Annotated in this window: 19 protein-coding genes; 8 read left to right on the top strand and 11 right to left on the bottom strand. The window is 52.6% G+C overall.

Annotation, left to right across the window (positions count from 1 at the left end; translation table 11 throughout):
* Positions 1 to 228 precede the first annotated feature (228 nt).
* Both SH302x_RS25390 and pheT read right to left on the bottom strand, forming a co-directional pair.
* On the bottom strand, positions 229 to 1,374 hold the full coding sequence (locus SH302x_RS25390) for a M20/M25/M40 family metallo-hydrolase (RefSeq protein ID WP_479365782.1): 1,146 nt from the start codon (positions 1,372 to 1,374) through the stop codon (positions 229 to 231).
* Entirely contained in the window at positions 1,371 to 3,506 is a 2,136-nt protein-coding gene (gene pheT, locus SH302x_RS25385; RefSeq protein WP_479365781.1) for a phenylalanine--tRNA ligase subunit beta, read from the bottom strand. Before pheT ends, SH302x_RS25390 begins: the two co-directional genes overlap by 4 nt.
* Positions 3,507 to 3,674: 168 nt before the next feature.
* On the opposite strand from pheT, the gene SH302x_RS25380 reads away from it, so the two are divergent.
* Positions 3,675 to 4,331, top strand: a complete 657-nt coding sequence (locus SH302x_RS25380; protein WP_479365780.1) for a hypothetical protein — start codon at positions 3,675 to 3,677, stop codon at positions 4,329 to 4,331.
* Positions 4,332 to 4,523: 192 nt separating this feature from the next.
* Here SH302x_RS25380 and SH302x_RS25375 read toward each other — a convergent pair whose 3' ends face one another.
* The 4 genes from SH302x_RS25375 to SH302x_RS25360 are packed head-to-tail and all read right to left on the bottom strand — an operon-like array spanning position 4,524 to position 10,291.
* Positions 4,524 to 5,861, bottom strand: a complete 1,338-nt coding sequence (locus tag SH302x_RS25375; RefSeq protein ID WP_479365778.1) for a sulfatase family protein — start codon at positions 5,859 to 5,861, stop codon at positions 4,524 to 4,526.
* A gap of 3 nt (positions 5,862 to 5,864) precedes the next feature.
* Positions 5,865 to 6,596, bottom strand: a complete 732-nt coding sequence (locus SH302x_RS25370; protein WP_479365776.1) for a class I SAM-dependent methyltransferase — start codon at positions 6,594 to 6,596, stop codon at positions 5,865 to 5,867.
* A 54-nt stretch (positions 6,597 to 6,650) separates the two neighbouring features.
* On the bottom strand, positions 6,651 to 7,523 hold the full coding sequence (locus SH302x_RS25365; RefSeq protein WP_479365774.1) for a transglutaminase family protein: 873 nt from the start codon (positions 7,521 to 7,523) through the stop codon (positions 6,651 to 6,653).
* 56 nt (positions 7,524 to 7,579) lie between these two features.
* On the bottom strand, positions 7,580 to 10,291 hold the full coding sequence (locus SH302x_RS25360) for a circularly permuted type 2 ATP-grasp protein (RefSeq protein ID WP_479365773.1): 2,712 nt from the start codon (positions 10,289 to 10,291) through the stop codon (positions 7,580 to 7,582).
* 260 nt (positions 10,292 to 10,551) lie between these two features.
* Here SH302x_RS25360 and SH302x_RS25355 point away from each other — a divergent pair, with 260 nt between their 5' ends.
* The 3 genes from SH302x_RS25355 to SH302x_RS25345 are packed head-to-tail and all read left to right on the top strand — an operon-like array spanning position 10,552 to position 12,876.
* Positions 10,552 to 11,361, top strand: a complete 810-nt coding sequence (locus SH302x_RS25355; protein WP_479365772.1) for a phosphoadenylyl-sulfate reductase — start codon at positions 10,552 to 10,554, stop codon at positions 11,359 to 11,361.
* Positions 11,297 to 11,899, top strand: coding sequence for an RrF2 family transcriptional regulator (locus SH302x_RS25350; RefSeq protein ID WP_479365771.1), 603 nt, complete (start codon positions 11,297 to 11,299; stop codon positions 11,897 to 11,899). The genes SH302x_RS25355 and SH302x_RS25350 overlap by 65 nt, the downstream gene beginning before the upstream one ends.
* A gap of 11 nt (positions 11,900 to 11,910) precedes the next feature.
* Positions 11,911 to 12,876, top strand: coding sequence for a 2-hydroxyacid dehydrogenase (locus tag SH302x_RS25345; protein ID WP_479365770.1), 966 nt, complete (start codon positions 11,911 to 11,913; stop codon positions 12,874 to 12,876).
* Here SH302x_RS25345 and SH302x_RS25340 read toward each other — a convergent pair.
* Positions 12,873 to 14,411: a hypothetical protein gene (locus tag SH302x_RS25340; protein WP_479365769.1), complete on the bottom strand. Its 1,539-nt coding sequence runs from the start codon at positions 14,409 to 14,411 to the stop codon at positions 12,873 to 12,875. The two genes, SH302x_RS25345 and SH302x_RS25340, sit on opposite strands and share 4 nt — an antisense overlap.
* 319 nt (positions 14,412 to 14,730) lie before the next feature.
* On the opposite strand from SH302x_RS25340, the gene SH302x_RS25335 reads away from it, so the two are divergent.
* The 4 genes from SH302x_RS25335 to SH302x_RS25320 all read left to right on the top strand — a co-directional run bounded on the left by SH302x_RS25335 (position 14,731) and on the right by SH302x_RS25320 (position 19,060).
* Positions 14,731 to 15,537: a class I SAM-dependent methyltransferase gene (locus SH302x_RS25335; RefSeq protein ID WP_479365768.1), complete on the top strand. Its 807-nt coding sequence runs from the start codon at positions 14,731 to 14,733 to the stop codon at positions 15,535 to 15,537.
* Positions 15,538 to 15,641: 104 nt separating this feature from the next.
* A complete protein-coding gene (locus SH302x_RS25330; protein WP_479365767.1) occupies positions 15,642 to 16,529 on the top strand; it encodes a sulfotransferase family protein in 888 nt (295 codons plus the stop codon).
* 135 nt (positions 16,530 to 16,664) lie between these two features.
* Positions 16,665 to 17,468: a class I SAM-dependent methyltransferase gene (locus SH302x_RS25325; protein WP_479365765.1), complete on the top strand. Its 804-nt coding sequence runs from the start codon at positions 16,665 to 16,667 to the stop codon at positions 17,466 to 17,468.
* Positions 17,469 to 17,527: 59 nt separating this feature from the next.
* Positions 17,528 to 19,060: a glycosyltransferase gene (locus SH302x_RS25320; RefSeq protein ID WP_479365764.1), complete on the top strand. Its 1,533-nt coding sequence runs from the start codon at positions 17,528 to 17,530 to the stop codon at positions 19,058 to 19,060.
* 111 nt (positions 19,061 to 19,171) lie between these two features.
* Here SH302x_RS25320 and SH302x_RS25315 read toward each other — a convergent pair whose 3' ends face one another.
* From SH302x_RS25315 to SH302x_RS25300, 4 genes are all read right to left on the bottom strand, one after another.
* Positions 19,172 to 19,906, bottom strand: coding sequence for a polyprenol monophosphomannose synthase (locus SH302x_RS25315; RefSeq protein WP_479365763.1), 735 nt, complete (start codon positions 19,904 to 19,906; stop codon positions 19,172 to 19,174).
* 14 nt (positions 19,907 to 19,920) lie between these two features.
* On the bottom strand, positions 19,921 to 22,734 hold the full coding sequence (leuS, locus tag SH302x_RS25310; protein WP_479365761.1) for a leucine--tRNA ligase: 2,814 nt from the start codon (positions 22,732 to 22,734) through the stop codon (positions 19,921 to 19,923).
* A 169-nt stretch (positions 22,735 to 22,903) separates the two neighbouring features.
* Entirely contained in the window at positions 22,904 to 23,977 is a 1,074-nt protein-coding gene (locus tag SH302x_RS25305; protein WP_479365759.1) for an NAD(P)/FAD-dependent oxidoreductase, read from the bottom strand.
* A 284-nt stretch (positions 23,978 to 24,261) separates the two neighbouring features.
* Positions 24,262 to 25,626 carry a polysaccharide biosynthesis/export family protein gene (locus SH302x_RS25300; protein ID WP_479365758.1) on the bottom strand — a complete coding sequence of 455 codons (1,365 nt, stop codon included), beginning with the start codon at positions 25,624 to 25,626 and terminating at the stop codon, positions 24,262 to 24,264.
* Positions 25,627 to 25,662: the final 36 nt, after the last annotated feature.

The following is a 25,662-nucleotide window of genomic DNA, read 5'->3' as shown; positions in this document are numbered from 1 at the left end:
AATCCAACGCAAAAATTACACTTTTTTAAAAATTATCTATGCAAAGTTTTAACAAAGGCGTAATTCGTCGAGTTTTGTGATCGCCTGTGCAGCATGCGAATCGCCCGAGAAAGGGCAGAATTTATTGAAACTCGTGCTGCAGGAGCTCGTTTGCGAGCGTTCAAAGCCAGACCTACTGAAGATGCTTCACCGATCGAGTCTTACGACCATAGCCGTTGGGTGATGTGTTTAGCCGCAGTTCAAACAATAGTGCTCAAACGCTCGCCGAAAGACGTCGACACCCCGCTGCAGTTGGTCAAGCGAAATCCATTCGTCGTTGCGGTGCGCTTGCGCGATACTGCCTGGACCACACACGACAATCTGTGATAAATCCTGCAGAACGCCGCCGTCGGTGGCATAGCATGCCGTCTTGGGCGATTCTGCGCCGACGATTTGCAGCAGCGTTCGCACTAGGGCGGAATCGGGAGGCCCGCTGAGACATTTGGCTTCCTCGGATCGCAAGAATTCCAACCCATGTTTTTCTGCAATCAATTTCACTTGAGCCACTATTTGGTGATGATCCACCTCCGGCATCGGTCTCAAGAAGATCTGTATCTCCGATAGGCTGGGTGTGATATTCGTGGCGAACGGTTCATTACGAATGATCCAGTTCCAGCTTAGCGTCGGCGGATCAAACATGGTATTGAGCCACTGCGGTTCGGATTCGGTCTGCGACCGCAAGTGTTCTAATTCTGGTAATGCTGCAAACAGCCGATGGTTCGCATTGATGCCCGCGCGAGAACTGGTGTGAGCGCTGATCCCATGCGATTTCAGCGTGAGCAGCAATGTGCCTTTGTGTGCATAATAGACATCCAGTTCTGTTGGTTCGCCAACAATCGCGACCGTACCTCCAGCGACCATTTCGCGAAACATTTGCGAGTGTTTGGCAATCTGCCGAGCTCCCACCATGCTCAGTTCTTCGTCCGCAGAAATGCAGAAGTAAAGCGGGCTGATTTGCTTGAGTGCATCGATTTGTTCTGCCGCTGTCAAAGCGGCGGCCAACGAGCCCTTCATATCGCAGGCACCGCGACCATACAATCGATCATCTACGATCTTTGGCTCAAAGGCCGCTTCTGGCGTCGGCTTCCAATCCTCGACAGGCACCACATCGGTATGAGCGGAATACATGATCCCGCCAGAGCCCGCTCCTCTTTTGGCGATTAAGTTTACTTTGCGAACTTGTTTTGCATCCAGATACTCCACGCGTTCCAATTCAAAGCCCAGTCGCTTCAAATGCGAGGCGACAAAGTCACTGATTTCCGCATTGCTGAACCGCGATACGGAATTGAAGCGGATGAGGTCTTGAGCAAGCTGTACGACTTGTGAAGTGCTCACGCACCAACTCCTAGAAGCTTGCCGCCGGAAGAAGATTCAATCGCAGTGACGATCTTGCCGACCGCGACGTCTGCCATATCGGTTGTCAATGTTTGAGTGTCGCTCTGCAAAGCCAGCCCAATCAAGACGCGTTTCTTGCCTTCACCATCCCGCTTCGCATCGCGGTACGTTTCTTTGTAAATAACGTTTCGCAACAATGGCTCGTTGACAGCCGCGATCACAGCTGTCAATTCGTTCCAGCGGACTTCTTCGGGTAGCACAAAGTTCAAGTCGCGTTCGACCAGTGGATGCGGATTGATGGGTGTTAGTTGCGGCAAGATCTTGAGCTTCGACAACAAACTGTCCAAATCGAGCTCCGCGGCGACAATGGTGCCGGCTAATTTGAGCTTGGTTTTGACACTGCTGGCGACGATCCCCAGCCAGCCAATCAATTGCCCTTCAATCAGCAATTGCAAACCAGTGCCTGGTTCGATCGCTTCGTTACTCCAATGCTCCCAAACCAAATTGATATCCGAATCGCAACGCACAACGATCTCTTCGATGGTGCCTTTGGCATTGCGGTAGTCCTGCCCGGTCACTAGGCCCAACGTATACTTTTCGCGAACACTTTCACCTTTCGCATCCGTCAAATAAATCGATGCGGTCTCAAACAGGCTAGCTTCGAGATTGTGAGCACTTTGATTCCCAACCCGGGCAGCTAGCAGCGATGGGACCAGACTGCGTCGCAACAAAGAAGCTCCTTCCAGCATCGGCATAATGGTCTTCAGTGGTTGCCCCCCCTCCCAAACTTCCATCAACTGCGACAAGTTATCTCGCACACATGAGGGAGTTAAAACCTCGCAATACCCACTGCTCACCATTACTGCTCGCAAGCGGTCCAACAAGACATCCTTATCTCGTTTGGCAGATCGAACCGTGGGTACAACGGTCGACTCGCTGAGTTTGTCGTAGCCCCAGATCCGTGCAATCTCTTCGATCAGATCTACTTCGCGAGGCAAGTCACCGCGAAAGCTGGGGATGGTAAACTCCGCAGACTGCTGATCGGGCGTTGTTGATTTTGGTGTGGCTGAGCAACCTAGCGATTGAAGGATGCGAACGGTTTGGTTCCAGGGAACCTCAATGCCCAGGACGCGGCGAACTTGGCTTTCACGCAGCGTGACGCGATCGGCTATGTGCTTGCTGGGGTTGGTCTCCAAAGCGATCTCTTCCAAGGAACCGCCGGCCATTTCAAGGATCAATAAGCAGCAGCGTAGACTTGCCCAGTCGATTCCCAGAGGGTCGACTCGTCGTTCAAATCGATACGAAGATGGTGAGTGCAATCTCAGGCGGCGAGCGGCGCGACGGACTGCCAGTGGGGCAAATATCGCTGACTCAATAACAACATCGGTCGTTTGCTCTGTGATCTCGGAATCTGCACCGCCCATCACGCCAGCGATGGCAATCGGGCCCTCCGCGTCCGCAATCGTGATTGTGTCAGGGGTCAACTCGTACTGGCGATGGTCGATCGCCGTAAACTTTTCCCCTTTGTTGCCAGCTCGCACGATAATTTCGCGTCCACGTATCTTGGCACAGTCAAATGCGTGCAGAGGCTGACCGCACTCCATCATGACGTAGTTGGTTGCATCAACGACATTGTTAACCGACGCAATGTTGATTGCTTGCAGTCGATCGACCAGCCACTTGGGCGACGGGCCTACTTTGACATTTCGGATTACGCGGGCTGTGTATCGCGTGCAAGATTCTGGCATTTGGTTCAAGACACTCAGCGACGCTGACGCCGATGACCAAGGGTGCTCGCGGACCGGCGACTGCAGCGAAGGTAGTTTGAGCACGGTTTGCTGTAAGACGGCCGCTTCCCGCGCGATCCCAATGTGCCCAAGCAGATCGCCGCGGTTGCTGGTGACTTCCAAGTCCAAGACCACGTCGTCTGCTAATTCCGTGGTTGATTCGTGATTCAATCCCGACATGGCAAACCGCTGTGCCAGTTCATCTACGGGGATATCGATGTTCACGTAATCACGCAGCCAATTGATTGATACGAGCATAGCGGCAAGGCGTTCCAGCAAAGCACAAGGGGAAAGCGGCTGTCCGGTCGAATATCCAACTGGGCAGCCGATCTGAAAGCCGAGCATTGTAGACCAAGCGTGATTCTGTTTAAACGCCTGAAAAAACCTAGCGAAACGTAATATTTGACAAAATCTGACTTTTTTTAGCAACGATTTCCAACAGCCACCGATGACTGCTAACGCTGGGGCAAAGTTCTGAGTTGCAGCGATCAACCTTCAAAAGAAATTGACAAAATGGCTTGGTCATTTGATGCCCGTCGTAAAGTTTGGACTTGCACCAGCTACTCCGACCTGAACTATGCAGAGATCAACAATTTCGCAGAGTACGGCCAACCTTTCAGTCCGTACGAATCGGGCTACCTTCACGATCACGTGCCTGACTTTGGCAAGCTCGTCATTGAGATGCCTCAATTGCAGGTCATGACGTTCGGTTACGGTCGCGACGTCCAACTCAGCAGTTTTCCAATAGTTCAGAAGTTTCTTTCAGCGCGGCCCGCCTTACCGACTGGAACATACAGCTTTGATGATCTGGTGAGGCGCGGCTACGCTCGAAACTCTGACCGTTGGATTAACAGCAACCTGTACGGTTTGGGGCGATATGGTGTTAGCGCTGGCAACATCAATGCTGGCGATGCGGCTTACATCCACGGCACTGTAAGTTTGGCGTTGATGGGCTCGACACGTTACATCAGTTCGCCAAATCGACGCCGGATCGAAGCGGAAATAGGGGCCGGAAACGATAACTGGGATTTTAATTCCTCCACCATCTTGCCTATAGTGAACGCAACGGTGGCGGTAATACTGGGGCCAGCGCATTATAATCTCACAGCGCCCATCAAGATCGTATTCACCGGACCTGGAAGGCGAGCCAACACAGAGCGTGCCGTATAGAGCTTTCATTTTTTAGCCTTGAGGCATGACCGCATTTGGTCAGTCACTTCGCGTCGATTCAAAAATTAAGTTCCTAGTCACCTTCAGTTTTTCACTCCAACTTCACACATAGGATTGGCGATCTTCCGCGAAAATCGCAAATGCCTGCACGATGAAGTTGCAGGAACTAAGGTAATCAAGATCTAAACGCGTCTATTTTGCTCCACTTGGAGTCCACCAGCGATCAAGTTCTGCATGAAGGCTGGATGCTACCTCTGGCTTTTGTTGGAACAGATCATGCTGTTCCAAAGGGTCTGAGTCCAAATCAAACATCTCTGCTGGCGATGATGCCAGACGGGAGTGAGGCAGGATGAGCTTCATGGGACCTTGGATCACCCATCGCCACATCAAACTAGCTGCTGGATCATCCATCGACTCGATGTCATGTTCAAAGATGGCTCCAAAGATACTTTTGCGTTCAGCGACCGCAGAAGTTTCCAACAAATTGATTCCAGGCAAACGTGGGTCAACTGCCAGTCCACAAGCGGCCATGATGGTCGGCACCAAATCAATACTGCTAGCGAGCGAGTGGCGATCAACGTTAGGCTGCACGTGTCCTGGCCAGCGAACCATGATGGGAGTTCTCAGACCACCATCGTATTGGCTACGTTTGCTGCGAGCGGCATAGGCGGACTGGTCCGGCAGATTGATCCAGCCATTGTCGGTGACATAGATGACGATCGTGTTTTGTGATAGCTGCCGCTGGTCCAACGCCTTCAGCACGTCGCCCACGCTTTCATCGAACCATTCACACATCGCCCAATACTTGGCGATCGGTTCCGACGGTGCTAGCGGCAAGTACTTGTCCAGCAAACGTGGTGGGGGATTATGGGGTGTGTGCGGCAACATGGGCGCGTACCAAATCAAGAACGGTTTGGATGGCTGCCGGTGAGTATCCAGAAAGTCTTCAATTGGTTTAATGCCTTCGCGACCAATCTTTAAACCGTCATCGCCGTGCCTCCCGCCTCGCAGAGGATCGCCATGAGTCATGCCATGCGTAAAACCGCCGGTACTCCAGTGCCCCTCCCACCATTTCCCTGTCTGCAAACATTCGTATCCAATCTCGGTCAAACGTTTACAGATCGTGGGGCATTCACGCATGTCGTTGATATATTGGTCACGAACGGGCAAGTAATCAGGATGTGTTTGCAGGATCGCATTTCTTGCATTGCGAGCTGACTTTGGCGCTGGTGGATCGTTGCCCACAATACCATGCTGATGGGGATAAAGCCCTGAGATAATCGTTGCCAAGCTCGGGCGACAAAGGCTAGCGGGCACATAGCCTCTCGTAAAAGTTAAAGACTCTGCCGCTAACCGATCCAAGTTCGGCGTCTGGATATGCGGATGCTCCATAAACCCATAGTCCGTCCAAGCTTGGTCGTCGCTCAAGATCAACACCACATTGGGCGTCTCTGCATACGACTCATTTGATTTGGCGATGCAAACGCACAGCATGACCAAACATGCGATCTGATGGGTGTAAATCTTCATCGCTTACCTTTTTGTGCCAATGAATTGATAGTAGGGTACCGTGGTAAACGGCATGTAGGGCATGCGGTTAGTTGCTTCATTGAGTAACGTCGTGTCAAAGTGATGTCTCAGGAATGGTAAATGGTCTGGAGACGGAAAGACGTTGTCATTCGCAAACCAAACGGGCCAAAAAGATCTGGTTGACCAGCGATGCTTCTTCAAGATCGAATCGGGGTGCTTGCGAGAAACATAAAAATCGATCACACCGATCTTACCTCCTGGCTTCAAGATGCGTTTGGCATTTTCAATGGCGGCGAACCAATCGGGAATCATGGTGAGCGAATAGGAAAAGGTAACGACGTCCGCCGATCCTTCGGGGACATCCCATATCGTCGCATCTCCGACTACCGCTTGCACATTGGTCCAGCCTTTGGATTCAGCGCGTTGATTGACGACCTTGAGCAGCGAACTGGCCAAATCCACGACATAGACTTTCGACAGATTCCGGATGCTGGGGCCGATAAATTCTAAATTCGAGCCTGTGCCTCCGCCCATATCGACCCACACGCCTGCATCGGCTTGTTGCCCTAGCGTTTCATAGACCAGTTCGCGGCCTTTGAGCAAACGTTTGCGAAAGTCGTCATACGCATCCGCTTGGCCAGCATAAAAATTTTCCATCCGCTGTGCGTGATCGGCACCGCGTATCGGCTTCAAAGCCAAATGGTAAAGCACTTTGAGGTCAGAGCCCAAACCCATAAACTGATTTCTATCTAGATTCTGAAAGTGGAAGGAGCATCAAGCGGTCGGTTGTTAATGCCCTACGCGAGAGACATCGACATTGACGCTTAATTTAGTAATACCGCCGCCGACAAAGATCCCTTGCACTGGGGAGACGTCAGCAAAGTCGCGTCCCCAAGCTAATGTGATGTGTTCATCAGCCACAATTAAGTCATTCGTAGGATCATAGTCTACCCATTCGCCATTTCCAAAGTAGACGCTTACCCACGCATGGCTCGCATCGGCACCCACCATCTTGGTTTGCCCCGGTGGTGGATGGGTCAAGATATAGCCACTGACGTAGCGCGCTGGAATCTGGAAACTTCGCAAACACGCAATCATCAAATGAGCGAAATCCTGGCACACGCCAGTGCGCTGCTTCAGCAATTCTTGCAAAGTGGTATCGATCGTCGTCGAAGCGGCCAAGTATTTAAATTCGGTATGAATGCGATGCATCAAATCACTGACCGCGTCGCCTAAAAATTCATACTTGTCAAATGACTGAGCCGCGTAAGCATGCAGTTCATCAAATCCATAAGCGTATTGAGAATCAAAAATAAACTGTGACGCCAAACGATCCCAACTATGCTTGGATTCTTGACGCAATTCTACTAATTCTCGCCACCGTGGGTTGGAGCTGGCCAGTTTGGGATACGAACGATCGATGACACTGGTCGCGGTGACACTCATGGTGTCGTGCGTCTGTTCGACCGAAAAAAATTCCGCGGTGTTTCCAAATGCGTCGGCCCACATACGCCGTGTGGCGGGTTCCGGGTCGACGTGGATCTCGCTTGATAGAACGCTTTGATGCTCCATACTCCGCGGATGCACGCGAATCTGGTTATGCGACAATGCGACGGTTGAACCGTATCGATAAGTTGTTTTGTGCCAGACGCGATAGAGCATCGCAACACCCACACTTCCTAGATCGTGTACCTTCGTGGTTTCCTCAGTTCGAATACTTATTGACCTAATCTTTGTACATTCGCGGTATGTACAAAGAAGCGGTCCGACAAGTATTTATGCAACTCATTGACCGAATATTCAATCCGGTCGGTTACTAAGCATAACGCATGTCGCTTGTCATTGGATGCCAATAGTTCAGGAAACAACTGATGAATCGTTCGCAGTTTAGAAGCACCACCGGCAGCTACAGGCGGAATAGCAGCCTTCATTGGTTGTACCATCGGCAACATCAGTTCGCTGGCGTCATGGCTGAGAGCACAGAGCGCATCGGCGTCGATCAAGCGGATGGCCGCTCGGCTCTCATTCAAGGCATTGCGTTGTTCGCTTAAGCCAATTTTGTCGATTTGTTGTAATGCAGATAACAGTTCGTCAATTCGCGAAAGCTGGAATGCAATGGCTCGTGGATTGGATTCGTCCACCACTAACAAGTCGACGGTAGGGTCGATTTCCACTTGCATCAAATAGCGGAACCGATAGGTCATCACGCTGTCCATAATCTCCAGCAACGCTTCGAGAATCGGTGTCATCCACGCATAGTCATGATAAAGCAACGATCGCAGCAGGTGGACTTGCTGCAAGATGCGTTCGATGCGAATCCCCAGATCCAGAAACAGCCAACCGGGGCCGCGTGTCATGTTTTCCGCCACCATCCCCGAAAAAGCGGACAGCAATCGCAGCATCGAACTGAGCTCGTATAACGTATCGCCCAAATCATCGGGACCACGTACGCGACTGTTGGTCCGGAAACTGGTTAACTCGGATAACAACTGACCACCATCCAAGCTCAGACGGTCGCGAACCATTGTCATGTTCCCATCAATCGAACGCAACACGCTGCGCAATGAGTACGAATCGGTCGGATCAAATAACGTCTTGATCAAACGCGAACGCACCGACTTCAATATCTTGTTGGAACTAGTCAGAGGTTCGTCCCACGTCTTGTCTTCGTCACGATCCAAGTTATCAAAAATCACCGCATAAGATTGCGCTAAATGCAGATCGGTATCTTCGATCAATCGACTGGCAACCGTCCTTGCATGGCGGATCATCGATTCCGCTCGCTGCGTCGATCGACCTAGCCAATACAATGATTCCGCCACGCGACTGGCCAAATCGAAGCTGCTGCGACGAAGCTCAACCGACCGTTGCAAAGGCTTTCGCAACGTCAACGGATTCGGTGGTTTGGTGCCCACAATCCAGACATCTTTGCTCATGACTCCACAAGCAAGAGATTCATTGAGCTGGCTATCTTTGGGGGCTAGGCGAGCCACCCCACCGGGTAGCACGGAATAGCGGTCTTCATTGAGCGTTGCAAAGACACGCATGACCATCGGCCAAGGCTCGATTTGATCGTTGTTCCAAACCGCTGCCGTCGAATGCTTAATCGGCTCGACCCCCACGAACTTCCAGCCCGTGGATTTGATCTCCGAGATCAATCGAGCGTTCTCATCCGGAGATCGACCAGCCTTGTGGATTTTGGCTTGATCATGTCGCTTCAACGCGTCACGGATCTCCAAACGATCGATGTGCTCAATAACAAAAGCTTGCGATTCCGCATCACCACACCAGTGAATCGGCGCGGTGGGCAGCATTAACTCTTCGCCCAATATCCGCGGGCACCATTTGGCCAGCATCGCCGCAACGGCCGGCATCTCAGCCCATCCGCAGCCAATCGGATTAATGACCGCGACGCTGCCATCACGGACCGATTGGCACAAACCAGGCACGCCAACATTCGAGGGCAAGTCTAACGGGTCGCATTGGTCATCTTGGACTCGTCGCAATATCGATTGCACACGTATCAGACCGCTTAGCGTCTTTTGAAAGACTTGGCCAGCTCGCACCGTCAAGTCTTCTGCTTGCGTTAACGTATACCCCAAGTAACGTGCCAAATACGCATCTTCAAAATAAGTTCGACTGCGTACCCCAGGGCTCAAGAGTACAGTTCTGGCATCCGGCTGACGCATATTGGCATAAGCGGAAATGGTGTCGCGCAGCGTCGCAAAAAAAGAAGCCGAACGCTGCACATAAAAGCTTTGAAACTCTTCGGCCAGCACTCGCGACAACGCGATGCGATTCTCCAAAGCATGGCCGCATCCGCTGGGACCCTGCGTTCGATCCGCCAGCGCCAGCCAGCGACCGGTAGAATCCTGATACAACTGCGCAGCATACAAATAGATCGACGGCTCACCCGCTCGGATCGACGCTTGCATCGAAGGCAAAAACGAAGTCGATCCATAAACCAATTCAATCGGAATCGTGCCATCGGCCAACAATCGCTGAGGGCCATACAGATCGCGAGTGATCGCATCGATCAACCGAGCCCGCTGCGAAATCGCGGCCGCCAAAGGCACCCACTGCTTTTCAAGCATCATCAACGGAATCGGATCAAGCTCCCAAGCAGACTTGCCCGCCGCGTCGGTGTGCGATGTCAACGATGCCGAATGCTCCTGCAACCAAAGCTTCACCGATCGCCATCGCTCAGTGATATGCTGGCCAATACAACTGATCTGCGTCGGATCGGACTTCAGTTGCTGATAAGCGTCTTCCCGCGTCAGCAGCTTGAGCCACGCCAAAATCACGGCGGGGTCGTCGATGGAAAACGAGTCAAACCGCCCGTGAGGTATCTTGTAGTTGGGAAGCAGCGATTCAATGCTCGGAAGCTGATCTATCGAATTCAAATCCTCCGGCACTAGTCGTTGAACCATCGATTGCTGCTTTATTCCTAGTTTGCTGTCAAAACCTATCCCAAGGCGTTGGCCACATTGTACAAGCTAGCCCAGTTTCCACACAGCCCGAAGTGCCGCCGCCCCCCAACCGCTTCACTCGCACTCCCCTTCCGCTCCCATTCATACTTGACAATTTCGATCGGATTTGTAGTATATGTCATCCGCGGCCAGTTAAATGCCGATCATATAGACAGAATTTGACGGTTTCGCCGCGTGAGACGCTTTGAAAAGTATTCAACATGACGATGCTCAAAACCAGTCCGACCGCTTTCAATGATTTAGCGGGAGTGCGATTGCCCCTCTCGAACCCTGACGCCGCCGGAGCGCTCGCGGCCGATCCGCCGTTGGTTTGCGACCAAGAACTGCTTGCAGAACTGGCGGACGCTAGTAAGCGGCTGGAAACCGCGACGCCGCAGGCGATTTTGCAGTATGCGGTCGATCGTTTCGCGCCGCGTTTTTCCATGGCCACGGCGTTTGGTCCCGAAGGCATGTGCATCATTGCGATGCTTGCGGAACAAGCGCCGCAGACGCCGATCTTCAATTTAGATACCGGTTACCAGTTTCAGGACACGTTGGATCTAGTTGACAAGGTCCGCGACAAGTACGGTATCCAGGTCGAATTGCGACGAGCGAAATTGAGTGTGCCAGAGTATGAAGCTTTGCATGGCGGGCCAGTTTATACGCACGATACCAACCGTTGCTGCGGCGATCGCAAGCTAGCTGTTTTGCGTGATGCAGCCAAGGGCTTGTATGCTTGGGCTAGTGCCATCCGGCGCGGCCAAAGCGACGATCGCGCCAAAGCGGATATCGTCCAGTGGGACAGCAAGTTTCAGTTGGTGAAGATCAGTCCGCTGGCAAATTGGACCAAGCAGGACGTTTGGAATTTCCTGTTAAAGAACGACGTTCCATACAACCCGCTGCACGATAAAGGTTATCCCAGTATCGGTTGCTGGCCGTGCACGCGTGCGGTTGGAGTTGGGGAAGATGAACGCGCTGGTCGATGGAGCGGTTCGGCGAAAACCGAGTGCGGCTTGCACAGCAAAGATTAAACCGAAACTTGCAACGCTGTGCGTTCGCCAGCGATATTGCTACCAACTCGCTCCACAACTTGCCCCGGGCAACGAAGACTTTGACGCATCTAATAACAGCCACTGCAGTATGAATTGTAACGGACCTTTATCAGCACGATTGCACTACGCGACGATCGCCATGGTCGAGTTGGCGTCGCAGTATCGTCGCGGTGAGTTGACTTGCGTGCGTGACATTGCCGATCGTCACGGTATCCCGCTCCCTTTCCTAACGCAGATACTACATCAGCTACGTTCTCACGGGTTGGTTCAAAGTACGCGCGGAGCGACTGGGGGATATCGTTTGAGTCGCTCGCCAGACCAGATTACCATGGCTGACATTGCGGCAGTTTGGGCAAGTGGTAGTGAGGCCTTACCTGCCAGTTCGCAATCCGAGGTTGCTCGCATCAGTTGGGGCCTTTGGAGCGATGCGCAACAATGTACCCAGCGTTATCTCGAAGGCGTACGCTTGGAAGATTTAATTGAACAACTGTCCGAAGCAAATATGTTTCACATCTAGAATAATTTCATATGGCCAACATCGTAGTCACCCGACGAATCCCGGCAGTGGGGATCCAAAAACTGCAAGCCGCCCATTCCGTACGAGTTCACGACAGCTCAGAACCCTTAGATCGTTCAGATTTGTTGCGATTCGTCGAAGGCGCTGACGGAGTTCTTTCGATGTTAGGCGACCGAGTCGATGCTCAATACATGGATGCTGCGGGGCCTCAGCTTAAAGCCATCGCAAACTATGCGGTCGGCTACAACAACATCGACTTGGCTGCTGCCAAAACACGCTCCATTGCCGTTGGCAATACACCTGATGTGTTGACCGACGCCACTGCGGATATTGCATTGGGGTTGATGCTGGCCGCGGGACGTCATTTCGGGGAAGCGACGCGCATGGTGCGTGAGTTGGGCTGGCGAACATGGGACCCGGTCGGACTGCTGGGGATGGATTTTGTTGGTCGCACGCTGGGGATTGTAGGCATGGGACGCATCGGCGAAGCGGTTGCGAAGCGTTGCCACTTTGGTTGGGATATGAAGGTCATTTATACGTCGCGCAGCCCCAAGCCGGAGGTTGATCAGCGTTTGAGTGCACAACGCGTCAGTTTCGAAGAACTGCTTTCGCAAAGCGATGTCATCAGTTTGCATGTCGACTTGAACGCGGACACTAAGAATTTAATCAATGCAGAAACGCTCGGGAAAATGAAGAGCACGGCGATCTTGATTAACACGGCACGCGGTGCGGTGATTGATCAAGAGGCGTTGTACGAAGCGTTGTTGGCCAAGCAGATCTTTGCGGCAGGATTGGATGTGACCGAACCAGAACCGCTGCCCTCGGATAGTCGGCTGCGCGAGCTTTCGAATTGCTACATTTTGCCCCACATAGGATCGGCGACCACGGTCACTCGAGATGCGATGGCAGTCCGTGCGGCGGATAACTTGCTAGCCGCCCTTGATGGCCGACCAATGCCGTTTCCGGTCAAGCTTTAGCCGGCTTTGCGATGTGAACGGTAGGTGATGTGGTCTTGTAGCTTGTAGATCACGGGCTCCGCATCGTCATGGACCTGGACTTCACCATCCAGTTGAGCAATCGCATTGGCAAAGGCTTGCTGGACGGCTTCTTGCCCTCCCCAGTTCCACATACGATTGCGACAACGTTGCGCAAGTTGCAAGTACTCGTCATAGCGATGGCGGACCATGTCATAGCTTTCTTGCAAGCCGTCGAAACAGGATGGCCAGTGGATGCGAGCCCAAGACGTCCGCATCCGCCAACGCGAATCTTGAGGCCAAGCGGCTGGTTCCGGTGAAGAATCGACTACCCAGCCAACCTTGTCGTCAAAATAGTCGGTCATGGCCGAATGGCATGGTGAGATCGCAGGTCGGCTAGCCGCCAAATGATTGACCAACGGCAGACAGATCCCTTCGGCTTTGGTTGTCTGCAGGTAATAGGTCGTAGCTTGGCAGAGTTTCAGCATCGATTCATCGGAGAGATAATCCACGATGAAGGCGATCTTGCATTGATGCGGAAACTCGCGTTCTTGATAAAAGCGGATTAACTTCACTGCTGCATCTTTGTTGCGAGTGACTAGCTTCACTACCAACGTCGCATCTTCTCGATGGCCGACGGCATGCAGAAAACCGCTTAAAAGATCTTCCCAGTTTTTTCGTCCATCTTCGGGATTAAAGATGCTAGTGTAAACAATACCCGATAGTCTCAGTTCTGGTGTAGAAGGGAAATTCAGCTTCATGCTGTTCGATTTCTTTCGCAGCGACGACTTCTTGCGTTGATGCGCCATTCGATCTTTCATCTTGTCGAACCAGCGTCGAAATTCATTGGGTCCGAAAGCGAACATTCCAAGGTACTTGACAGCGTCAACGAAATAATTCTTGGCATCGTGCAGGCAAGAACGTCGCGATTCATAGCCTACAAAGCGTTTCGAATCGTGGTTCGCAGGCCAATAGGCGCGGCAGGGGATTACGGTTTCCTGATCAGGATGCCAAGGCTGCAGTTCAAAATATTCGGGAGCCGCAGGGGTATGCACGTTGCAGATGGGGACTTCGATGTTGCTTCGCTGCAAGGCATCGCGAGTAAAATCGGCTGCAACCAAAATCATGTCGCAATGGCGGGCGACGTTTACCCAATTGTTCTGTGGCAAATCATCAAAAGCGTGATCGGGTACGTCGGGAAATTCCCACGCGGGCATTACCAGGTTCGGAGTTGATTTGCAGAATTGGACATGCTGGAACGGAAGAAAGCTGAGGTGTATGGGATCCAGGCCACGATCGCGGGCTTGCTGCGCGGCCGCTTCCAGTTGATCGCTGGCGGCCGGCACGGAGACGAATTCGCCTTGCCGCTCGATCATCGGTCGAAAGAGTCTTGCCAGAAAATCGTACGAGTATCCTGGCGTGCCCAGGTTCTTGCCGTTGGTCGACCCGGTCATGAATGAGGTTACCAAGAACGCCTTCTTGCGCGGGTTGCTTGCCTTCTCAATCCGATTCTTTGGGGGTGTGCTGTGAGTTTGCATTGCCAATACTTTTGCGCCAGAACGTGATACTACTGCGAGTGCCCTATGCGGCAGCAAAAACGGTGGCCGCAGTTGGGGCTGAAATTAGTCCCTAGGGCGATCTAAAGTCAAGATTAGTTCATTGGCTATAACGGGCTGTTGGCCGGACATTCAAAATCAGCCGCAAGCCAACGGAAGACGACATCGCTTTTTATCCCTTAGGAGGCCCAATCTTTATTGACTTTGCGAACAAGATTCCTCTATGGTCGATCTTCAGTTGTTCGCAAGACGTGGGTCTGAACCAATTGCAGGAAGTATTTAGCAGCGTAAAGGAATACCGATGAGCTTACTTCGATCGCCGATGTTGAGAAGAGTTACGGGACGTAACGATGCCGAGAAGAATGTTCAAAATGTAGCGCTTCGAGATGATCGACGTGCAGGTTGGTTCAACCGAGAGACCGGTGAATTAGCTCCTGGCTTCGCCATCGGTGCGGACGATGTCTTTGTCGATGTCGGTTGCGGGACCGGCAGCATGAGCGGCTTTGCTGCGTCATTCGGCGCATCGATCATCGCGACAGATATCGATCCCGCTTGCGTCGAACAAACACGTGCGGCCCTCGCTCGCTCGAAAGCAAAAAGCGTAGAGATGCATTGCAGTGACTCCAATCCCATTCCAGTCAAGGACTGCACCGCCACACGCGTCCTGTGCATGGAAGTCTTGGAGCATGTTGATGACCCACAACAATTCATGTCCGAACTCGCTCGTATTGCTCAGCCTGGAGCTTACTTGCTATTGACGGTCCCTCATCCAGCCAGCGAGACAGTTCAGAAGTCGCTAGCTCCTGATTTCTATTGGAAGAAGCCAAACCATCTGCGAGTTTTTGAAACTGAGGCGTTTGCCGATTTGGTTCGAGGCAGTGGATTGGTTGTCGAACGACAGTCGACTCGCAGTTTCTTCTGGACCATGTATTGGGCTATGTTTTGGGTAGCTGGTCAAGACTTCGGCGCGCCGGTGGATGTGCCAGTGATTTGGAACTGGAAGAAGACTTGGGATGCGCTTTTGGATTGCCCCAACGGTGACAAAGTTGCAGAAACTTTAGATCGTATGATGCCTAAGAGCCAAGTGGTTCTCGCTCGCAAACCGTAAGAACCTATCCCAAAACCAGTGTGCGGACGAGACGTCCGCACACCGTAAAAGTTTTGAGATAGGCTCTAACTCTTCATTGGAACAATCATCGTTGGAACGACAGCGTGTCCCTGCAAGTAAATCTCTTTATACCTGGTTTCAGCAAGTGCGGTACAACTTCCATGTACGCCATGCTGGACCAGCATCCTGATATTTACTTTACACCGGACAAAGAGCCTGGCTACTTTGCTCAGTATTATGATCGTGGGCTCACATGGTACTGCGATCGTTTTCCTGATGCGCAAGGCCAACGATATCTGGCCGATGCCAGCACGACTTACTCGTCAGCGGAATTTGCCGAGCAATCTTGTCTGCGGATTTTGCATCATTGTCCGACAGCGAAATTTATCTTCTTGGCACGCGATCCCGCGGAACGCTTGCGTTCGGTGTTTCGAGAGTTGCATGCCAATGGATTGAAGTTTGGCGTTATAGCGGCAAAACAATTTGGCAAGGCGCTCGAGCAGTTGCCCTGTGTTGTGGATGACTCTTGCTATTGGAAGATCTTGCAAGTGTACCGGCAGCATGTGGACGACTCGCGTTTGCACTTTGTGTTTCTGGAGGATTTGCAGCGCGACCCACGTGCAGAACTGGTGAGATGCTTTGAGTTCTTAGAAGTGTCCACTGCGCCTGCATCGGAGATTGCTGCCATCAAGTTAAATTCTCAGGAGCTGAAAACGCAAGACTCCAATACACTGCGTTGGTTACACACCAACGCATGGACTAGACGATTTTGGCTACAGTTGAGCGAGCGACGACAAGAAAGAATCATCAGTGCTTTGCGATTGCGCAAGCCATTTACACTGCCCGTTGTTTGGGATGAACGAGCGACGGAGATTTTCAATCAAGTCGTGCTGCCCGACTCGCTGCAGTTCCTGAAGCATTGTGGAAAGGCCCCAGACTTCTGGGGGCACGCTGAACCAATGCAGCAAAAGCCAAAGCGGTTGGCCGCCTAATGGAAGTGAGAAACACAAACATCAACGACTCTTATTGACACCATCCTTCCTCGTGGCCTAGCATCCTCGCCAGGTAAGCAGTTCTAAGCTGCGTTGGAAGAAGTCGTTCAGCAAGATCGCCGAACCAGGACACTTATGAGCATCTTATCAACGACAATTCTCCGAAAGCTAAGACGCAAGAAGCCCACGGCTCCTGGCCAGCTTGAGCTGCGCGATGATCAGCTCTCTGGTTGGTTCAATTCACAGACCGGCGAGCTTGCGCCTGGGTTTGCTATCTCCGCATCTGACTCCTATGCCGATATCGGCTGCGGCGAAGGATCAACGGCTCGGTTCGCTGGCAAGATGGGCGCCAAAGTCATCGTCACGGATATCAATTCCGACAGCGTCAACAATACCGTCCGGCGTGTTCAACGGACTTCAGCGCGTGCGGTGCAAGGCCACGTGAGCGACTCCAATCCATTGCCGATCGCCGATGGGCAGTGTACTCGCGTCGTCTGTATGGAGGTTATGGAGCATGTCGAACAACCCGGCCAGTTTCTTGCAGAGCTTGCGCGAATCGCCAGCCCGAATGCCTTATTGCTACTAACCGTGCCAGACCCAGCCAGCGAAGCGATTCAACAAGACTTGGCACCTGATATCTATTGGCAACGCCCCAATCATTTACGAATCTTTGAGCGCGACGAGTTTGCAAAGGCAGTCACCGACGCTGGCCTGCAGATTGAATGTCACTGCTTTCGAAGTTTCTTCGCAAGTATCTATTGGTCTTTGTTTTGGGTCGCCGATCACGATTTAGGCGCTCCGGAAAGTCCCGTTTTGGTCAACTGGCGTGAAACTTGGAATGCACTGCTCGACTGTCCCAATGGCCTGCACGTCAAATCCACATTGGACCGCATGTTGCCCAAAAGCCAATACATCATCGCCCGTAAACCCGCTGCTTGATATAGAGCACAACATCCCATCCCCTCTCGAATCACTTATTGAATAACTAACGGAATCCTATGATACAAGCGACCTCAACGTTAGCCGGTCAGAAGAGAGAAGCCATTTTGTTGACCTGTTATATGACAGGATCGACCAGTGGGAAAAATCTGGGGACACCCGGTTACTCGTACGATTTCGTCGCGAAGCTATACGAGAGTATTCTAAGCCAGCGGGGTGAAGTGATTCCGGTTCCCAATCCTAAGTTCAACCTGGAAAAAGCTGCCGCTGACGCAAGGGCTCGAGGCTTAGACCCGATCCACGTCAGCATCCTGCCATTTCAGGACGTGCACTTATGCAATTCGGCCCCCAATGTGGTAGTGCCAGCGTGGGAGTTCCCTGACGTACCCGATCATGAGTTTGACAATGAGCCACGCAACAACTGGGTTGCAATGGCTAACAAGACGGACTTAGTCTTGGTGGGTGGGCAGTTCACCGTGGAATCGCTTCGTCGCGGCGGAGTAACCGCGCCGATCGAAATTGTCCAAGTCCCTACTCCGGATGCTTATTTCGATTTGCCAGCGTGGAACTATCGTCAACAGCATACCATCAAATGCCGCGCTTACTGGCCAAAACAAGTTTCCGCTGATGCCAATGTAGAGGTAGAGACACGCAAGAGTTGCTTTAAGAACGCGAAACGAGCGTTCACGCAAGGTTTGCGTTCGATGTACAAGTCGTTGTTAGGCCCTGAAGCTTATCAAGTCTTGTCTGATCGTATGAAGCAACGCCGCACCGAACGACGCCGCAAACGCGCCGTGAGCCAGACTACACCGGATGTGCTAACTTTGAGCTATCCAAGCACGCCGGAACTAAATTTGAGTGGCGTGGTCTACACCAGTATCTTCAATCCAGATGACGGTCGAAAGAATTGGATCGATCTGCTCAACTCCTTCTTGCTTGCCATCGGTGATCGCGAAGATGCGACACTGGTATTGAAGCTGATTACTCGACGACGTGAAGGTGCCGAGCAAGTTATACGCTATTACCAAGAGCGAGACATTCCACATCGTTGCAAAGTAGCTTTCGTGGTCGATTACTTGCCAGATGCGACCCTGCATCAACTCGCGTCGGCATCGACCTACTACTTTCAAACGACAAGGGCCGAAGGCAATTGTCTGCCGCTGATGAACTACTTGGCTGCAGGTCGCCCGGGCGTTTCACCCAACCACTCGGCCATGAGCGATTATTTCAGCAACACGTACGGCTGGGTGATCGATTCGAACCCGGAACCAACGTGGTGGCCGCACGATTCACGTTTCCGTTACACCACCTCTTGGGGCCGACTCGTGTGGCCTTCTTGCCGCGATAGCATTCGCGACAGCTATGACTTTGCGGTCAACCAAGCTGAGCACTATCAAGTCCTATCGGAGCGCTGTCGCAATCACATGCAAACTTGGGCTAGCTTTGAAGCCGTCGGAACTCGCATGCACCAAGCCTTGGATAACTTGCGAGCCGGCGTTTACTCCAAGTCGACAGAAACCGCACCGAAGATCTTCCAATTCCCGGCCGCTGCTTCCACCCAGCAAAGCGGTCAGCGCCGATACGCTGCTTGAACCTGCGACGCGACAGCCGCACGTGTACGCGTCTTCGTTTAACCGCGCGGGCATCGCCCCGCGTTCATCATCTGCTCACGTGGTAAAACAACCTTTGGCTCGCTTCGAATCCTAGCGACGCCAACGATTTAATCGAAGCAAGGTGCCAAATGTCTTTTGTGCTTCATGCAAACTGATCTTCGAAACGCCTTTTTCACGTTCAGTATAAACGATGGGCACCTCAACGACCCTTCCGCCTGAACGCCAAATCAGCCACAGGATTTCTTCCAGAAAACCATAGCTGGCGTTTTCAATCGTGGCCACATCCAACTCCCGCAATTTGCCAACGCGATAGCAGCGATAAGCCGACGAGCAATCGCGAATCTTCCAGCCGATGATGCTTCGGGCTAGGAAATTAACGGCTTTTGAAACAAACTTACGCCGCCACGAGCAGTTCTGCAAACCGCCTCCAGAGACGTATCGTGAACCGATGACAAGCGACGTGTCGTGTGTCATCGCTTGCAGCAACGAAGGGATTGCCTTTGGGTCATGGCTTAAATCAGCATCTAGATTCAAACACAAGGCGTACTCATGCTGAACCGCGTAGCTCAAACCATCTCGAATTGCAGTTCCCAAACCTTGCTTGCCACCACGATTGATCACTTTCAAATTTGGGTATCGATGTTGGTTGGCAGCCAACCACGGATGGGTGTCGTCTTGAGAACCATCATCTACCAACAGCAGATCTGCATCGGGTGCCACACGGTTTAACTGCTCAAACAAGTTTGGCAAGTTATCGCCTTCGTTGTACGAACACACTAAAATCAGCAATCGATCGTTGTGGCGGTTGTTATCCGACGAAGACAATGATTCAGCTTTCGTTATTTGATGACGATGTTGACCATGCGGCCGGGAATGACCACTTTTTTCACCACGGATTTGCCTTCGAGGCATTCAACGATCTTCGGATCGGCAAAGGCCGCCGCCTCCATGGTCGCTGCGTCCGCGTCGGGAGCTACCATGATCTTGGAGCGAACTTTCCCGTTGACTTGTACCGGGATTTCGATCGTGTCGACTACCAGTGCGGATGGATCGCAGACAGGCCAAGGTTCATAAGCAAGCGTCTTGTCGTGACCGAGTACTTGCCATAACTCTTCTGCCGCGTGCGGGGCAAACGGCGAAAGCAACAACACAAGCTTTTCCATCGCCGACTGCGGACGTGTTTCACACTTGGTAAAGAAGTTCACGGTCTCCATCATTCGGGCAATTGCGGTATTGAAACCCAATACAGCGATATCGTTGGTGATTGCTTGAATGGCCGCGTGGATGGCTCGATTCTCGTCGCGCGAGCATTCACGATCAACCACTGCGGGGTTCAATTGCATCGCCTCCGATCGCTCGTCGACAACCAGGCGCCACAGTCGCTCCAAGAATCCTCGGACACCACTGACGCCGTTCATATTCCATGGCTTGGTCGCTTCCAAAGGCCCCATGAACATCTCATACAACCGCAGTGAATCAGCGCCATACTGCTTGACGACTTCATCTGGGTTGACCACATTCCCGCGACTCTTGCTCATTTTGAATGACCGAGCGTCGACCTTGATTTCAGGGTGGTCAGTCATGACAAAGCCTTCGCCTTTTTTAGTTACTTGAGTGTCGCTAAGCGAGACCGCCGTCACCTGCGTTTTCGATTTGACATGGATGTTCGTGCCGTCATCTAACTTGTCGACTTCGCTGGGCGAGTAGTACTTGCCCGTCGCATCTTGGTAAACCGTGTATTCGACTTCGCCGAGGATCATGCCTTGGTTGATCAGCTTGCGAAACGGTTCGCTGCAACCGACAACTCCGCGATCGTAGAGAACTTTATGCCAGAATCGCGAATACAGCAGGTGCAGCACAGCGTGTTCGGCTCCACCCACATACAAGTCGATCGGCATCCAAGCGGCTTCCTTGGCGGGATCGATCATCGCTTGATCGTTCTTCGGATCGATGTACCGCAAGTAATACCAACACGAACCGGCCCATTGCGGCATCGTATTGGTTTCGCGTTGATAGCGAACTCCATCGATCTCGACATTTAGCCACTCCGTAGCCTTGGCCAATGGTGGCTCGGGACGACCATGCGGCTTGAAGTCTTCCAACTCAGGCAGATCGACGGGCAGATCTTTCACATCGACCGCACGGCGAAGCCCATTGGGTTTTCCATCAGCATCTAACTCATGCAAAATTGGGAACGGTTCGCCCCAGAATCGCTGGCGTGAGAACAACCAATCACGAAGTTTTGTATTGGATGCAGATTTGCCGGTACCTTGCGATTGCAAATCCTGTGTGATTTGATTTTTGACTTCAGTCGTTGTTAGTCCATCAAATCGGCCGCTGGCAATCGCGATCCCTTCGCCGCTGAAACATTGGCCTTCAAAGGTCTCAGTCGCCGCCGGTTTGACGACCTCAATGATCGGCAAATCAAAAGTCACCGCGAACTCGTAGTCACGCTCGTCATGCGCCGGAACGGCCATGATAGCGCCGGTGCCATACCCTGCCAGCACGTAATCGGCGATCCAGATCGGTACCTTGCTGCCGTTGACAGGGTTGATCGCGTACGAGCCTGTGAAGACACCGGTCTTCTTTCGATTACCTTCCGTGCGATCTCGGTCGCTCTTGAACGACGCCGCTTGGACATACGCCTGCACGGCCGCGGATTGTTGTTCGGTCGTCAGTTGGCCCACCATACGATGCTCTGGCGAGATAACCATGTAGGTGGCACCAAAGAGCGTATCGGGACGAGTGGTATAGACGCGTAGCACATCATCGGTGGCATCTTCGGGGAAGCCCAAATCAGTCCGCTGTGCCTTCCAGTTTTCAAAATTGGCTGCATCACCGCAATAAAAGTCGACTTCAGCGCCACGGCTACGTCCGATCCAGTCTTGCTGTAGTTTCTTGATACCTTCTGGCCAATCCAAAGCGTCCAAGTCATCCAACAATCGGTCGGCATAAGCCGTTATTCGTAGCATCCATTGCCGCAGCGGGATGCGTTGGACCGGATGATTGCCCACTTCGCTGCGACCGTCTTTCACTTCTTCGTTCGCGAGTACGGTCCCCAACTTCGGACACCAATTCACTAACGCATCTTCTTGATAAGCGAGCCGATGTTTATCTTGGTAGCGTCGAATACTCGCAGCACCTTGCGCGGCAATCTCCGACGGAATCGGGAGTTCGGCAATGGGGCGGCCTTTCTTTGCGTCGGGATCGAACCACGTATCGTAGATCAACAGAAAGATCCATTGTGTCCATCGGAAATATTCGCGATCGGTGGTCGCCAAAACGCGAGACCAGTCGTAACTGAAGCCAAGCATTTTCAATTGGCGCGTAAAGTTCGCGATGTTCGCTTCGGTGCTTACACGTGGCGGCGTATTGGTTTTGATCGCATGTTCTTCGGCTGGCAGACCAAACGCGTCGTAGCCCATAGGATGCAAGACGGTCTTGCCTTGCATACGAGCAGCTCGGCAGACGATATCTGTTGCCGTGTAACCTTCCGGATGTCCGACGTGCAGTCCAGCTCCACTGGGGTATGGGAACATGTCTAGCACGTAGAGCTTTTCGCCCTCGGGCATATCAGGGCAGCGAAACGTATGGTGTTGTTCCCAGTAAGCTTGCCATTTGGGCTCTAGTTCTGCTGGGTTATATCGAGGCATGTTGGTCTAACGAGAGGAAGATGGATCCGAGATGTAAATGGTAGGCACACTCCGTGTACCGATGGTAGCAGGCACACTCCGTGTGCCGTCCGCAAATGTATTTATTCTGCTACGGCACACGGAGTGTGCCTACTACTTTCCTTATGGCACACGGGGTGTGCCTACTACCTTAGTGAACTTCGCGAGCGGCTAAGTAGCGTTCGGCGTCGAGGGCCGCCATGCAGCCCGTGCCAGCCGACGTGATCGCTTGTCGGTAATAATCGTCCGCGACATCGCCTGCAGCAAACACACCCTCAACACTGGTCTCGGTGCGGAAGGCCTTGGTCCACTGGATATAACCCGCTTCGTTGGTTGTCAAAGCCCCGTTGAGGAACGAAGTGTTCGGCGTATGTCCAATCGCCACAAACATCCCGCCCACTTGCAACTCGGTGGTCGCTTCATCCTTTGTGCTCTTGAGCCGCAGGCCCGTCACTTGCTGCTCGTTCCCCAAAACTTCATCGACAACCGTGTTCCAAATGACCTTAATGTTCGGATGGTTTAATGCTCGGTCTTGCATCACCTTGGAAGCTCGCATGACATCGCGTCGTACGATCATGTAGATGGTGGCGGCACCTTTTAAGTTCGCTAAATAAGTTGCTTCTTCAACGGCAGAATCTCCCGCGCCGACAACCGCCAGAGGCTTGCTGCGATAAATGGGAAGCGCGCCATCGCAAACCGCACACGCACTAACGCCTTTGTTCTTGTACTTCTCTTCCGACGGTAAGCCGAGATAATTCGCACGAGCCCCGGTCGCAATAATCACCGTATGAGCTTTTACTGGATCTCCCGACGCTGGCTTTAACGTGTGGACCTTGCCGCTATCAAACTGAACGCTTTCGATATCGTCGCTAATCACTTGCGTGCCGAAGTTCAACGCTTGTTGCTTCATCAGCTCCATCAGTTCTACACCTTGCACGGCGTAGTGAGGTTGTCCATCTTTCTCATGCCCTTTGGGGGCGGGCGGCAAGTTGTAATGTCGGCTGGAATCGACCGCTGTTTCTACAAACGCGCGAATATTGCCAGCAGGGAAGCCCGCATAGTTTTCCACTTCGGTTGTAAAAGCCAACTGACCCAGCGGAATCATCTCAGGCTTGTGGGTGCCTTCATACAATACGGGAGCGAGATTCGCTCGCGCCGCGTAGATAGCGGCCGACCAACCGGCCGGTCCACTGCCGATAATAACGCACTTTTCTGTACCACTCATGCTTTACTTCTTTGATATTCACTCAATAGGAAAGGGGACGGGCCAAATGCCATCCTCCACTCGACTGCGGAACCCCGGCTAGGATTCACATCGATGTTCGGCGTGCTTTGGACACTTCTCAGCGAATCCCGACAAATCGATTTGACTTATGATACGATTCGACCGAACGCTGGCCGTTGCCAAGCGGAACTCGACGCGACGACCGGTGGTTGCCTATTTTGCCGACTTTTTGAGATTCGTCGACCCGTATCGCTGTCGCCCAAGAAGCGATTTCGTCTCTTTGCTCAGCGATTTTCGCTGAACAAGACGGCTGGCGCGACACCATAGATGCCGTCGGTAAAGACCAGTTTTACCCAATTGTTGAAGACCTTGATCGGCTGCGGCGGAACGATGATCAGGTCGCTGTCGCGGACCCAAATCTCGTCAGCCGGATTTGGCCGTTTGCCCAACATTTCGGCTCGCAAGTCCAACATCGTGGCCATCAAACGCCAGTCTTCGGCTCGGCGGAAGATAACGACTTGACGCATATTGCCGCCAACTCGAATTCCTTCAGCCATCGCTAAGGCTTGCGAGACCGTCGTGGGACCATTCAGCTCGATGCGGCCTGGCCGACCAACTTCTCCGGTAACGAATACGAAGTGTGGAGCTTGCTGCAACAACCGAGGCTCAATTTCAATTCCCCAGTAATCGCGATTTAAATAATGCAGGTTGACTTCACGCTTGATCTCTTCCATCGTCATGCCAATGACACGGACGCTTCCGATCAAAGGCAACTGGATGCGCCCGTCCGGATTGACCACAGCGTTGATGTTCTGGCCACCGTTGGCTTGGAAGCTACTAACCGCTAGGTTTAAATCTTCAAGCTTGGTGTTGGTGCGAACGGGGATCACGTCAATCGCGGGATTGTTCAAGTACTTGGAATACTCGCGTTCGAGCACTTTGCGCAACTCTTCCACGGTCAGACCAGCGGCCTGAACCGGTGGAATCAAGTATGAGTACAGTTTCCCATCAGGCTGAATTTCGGTGCCTTTCACGGTGTCGCCAAGCCGAACGTTTTCGTCGGTGACCGATTTGAGAGCTAGCTCGTCGCCCACCATCAGCCGATAAGGTTCTTTGCGATCCAAGTGAGTTTTGACAAACACGAATTGCAACTCATCGCCGACGCGAACGCGATATTGAGCCATTGCGGGCAATCGAACGGGCCCAATCCATTCACCATGCCGCAGCGGCTCAAAGTTAATCGGCACAGCGTCCTTCCAACGTTGCTCGCGACCACCGCTGGTAGCACAGTCGATACCACGAATGCAACTGTCGCAGTAACATCCCTTCAGCGGGATCGGCTGCTCATAAGGCGGAACATAGATGGCTGCTTGATACGGATCGGGACATTGATTGCATGAAGTGCACGGAGCGGCGCTGCTGGCCGCGCAGGACTCACAGGTCGCTCCAGGGTGGGCGGTGGGGGCATAGCCCGCGGGCACCGGAGCAGAGAAATAAGGGTTCTCAACTACGGTCGCTTGACCCAAAACACACGAAGCCCAGCAGCTAGCTATGACCAGTTGCAACACCACGTTGGCTATGAGTCGCACCAAACTAGCACGATTGGCCGGGCAATGCACATGTCGGTTGGTAACTGGCTGTTGTGTCATGATAAGGTTTGCTGTTCCAGTCAATTGAAGTCCGTC

It is taken from the genome of Njordella calcicola (assembly GCF_056494125.1).
This window is presented reverse-complemented; position numbering and strand designations above follow the sequence as displayed.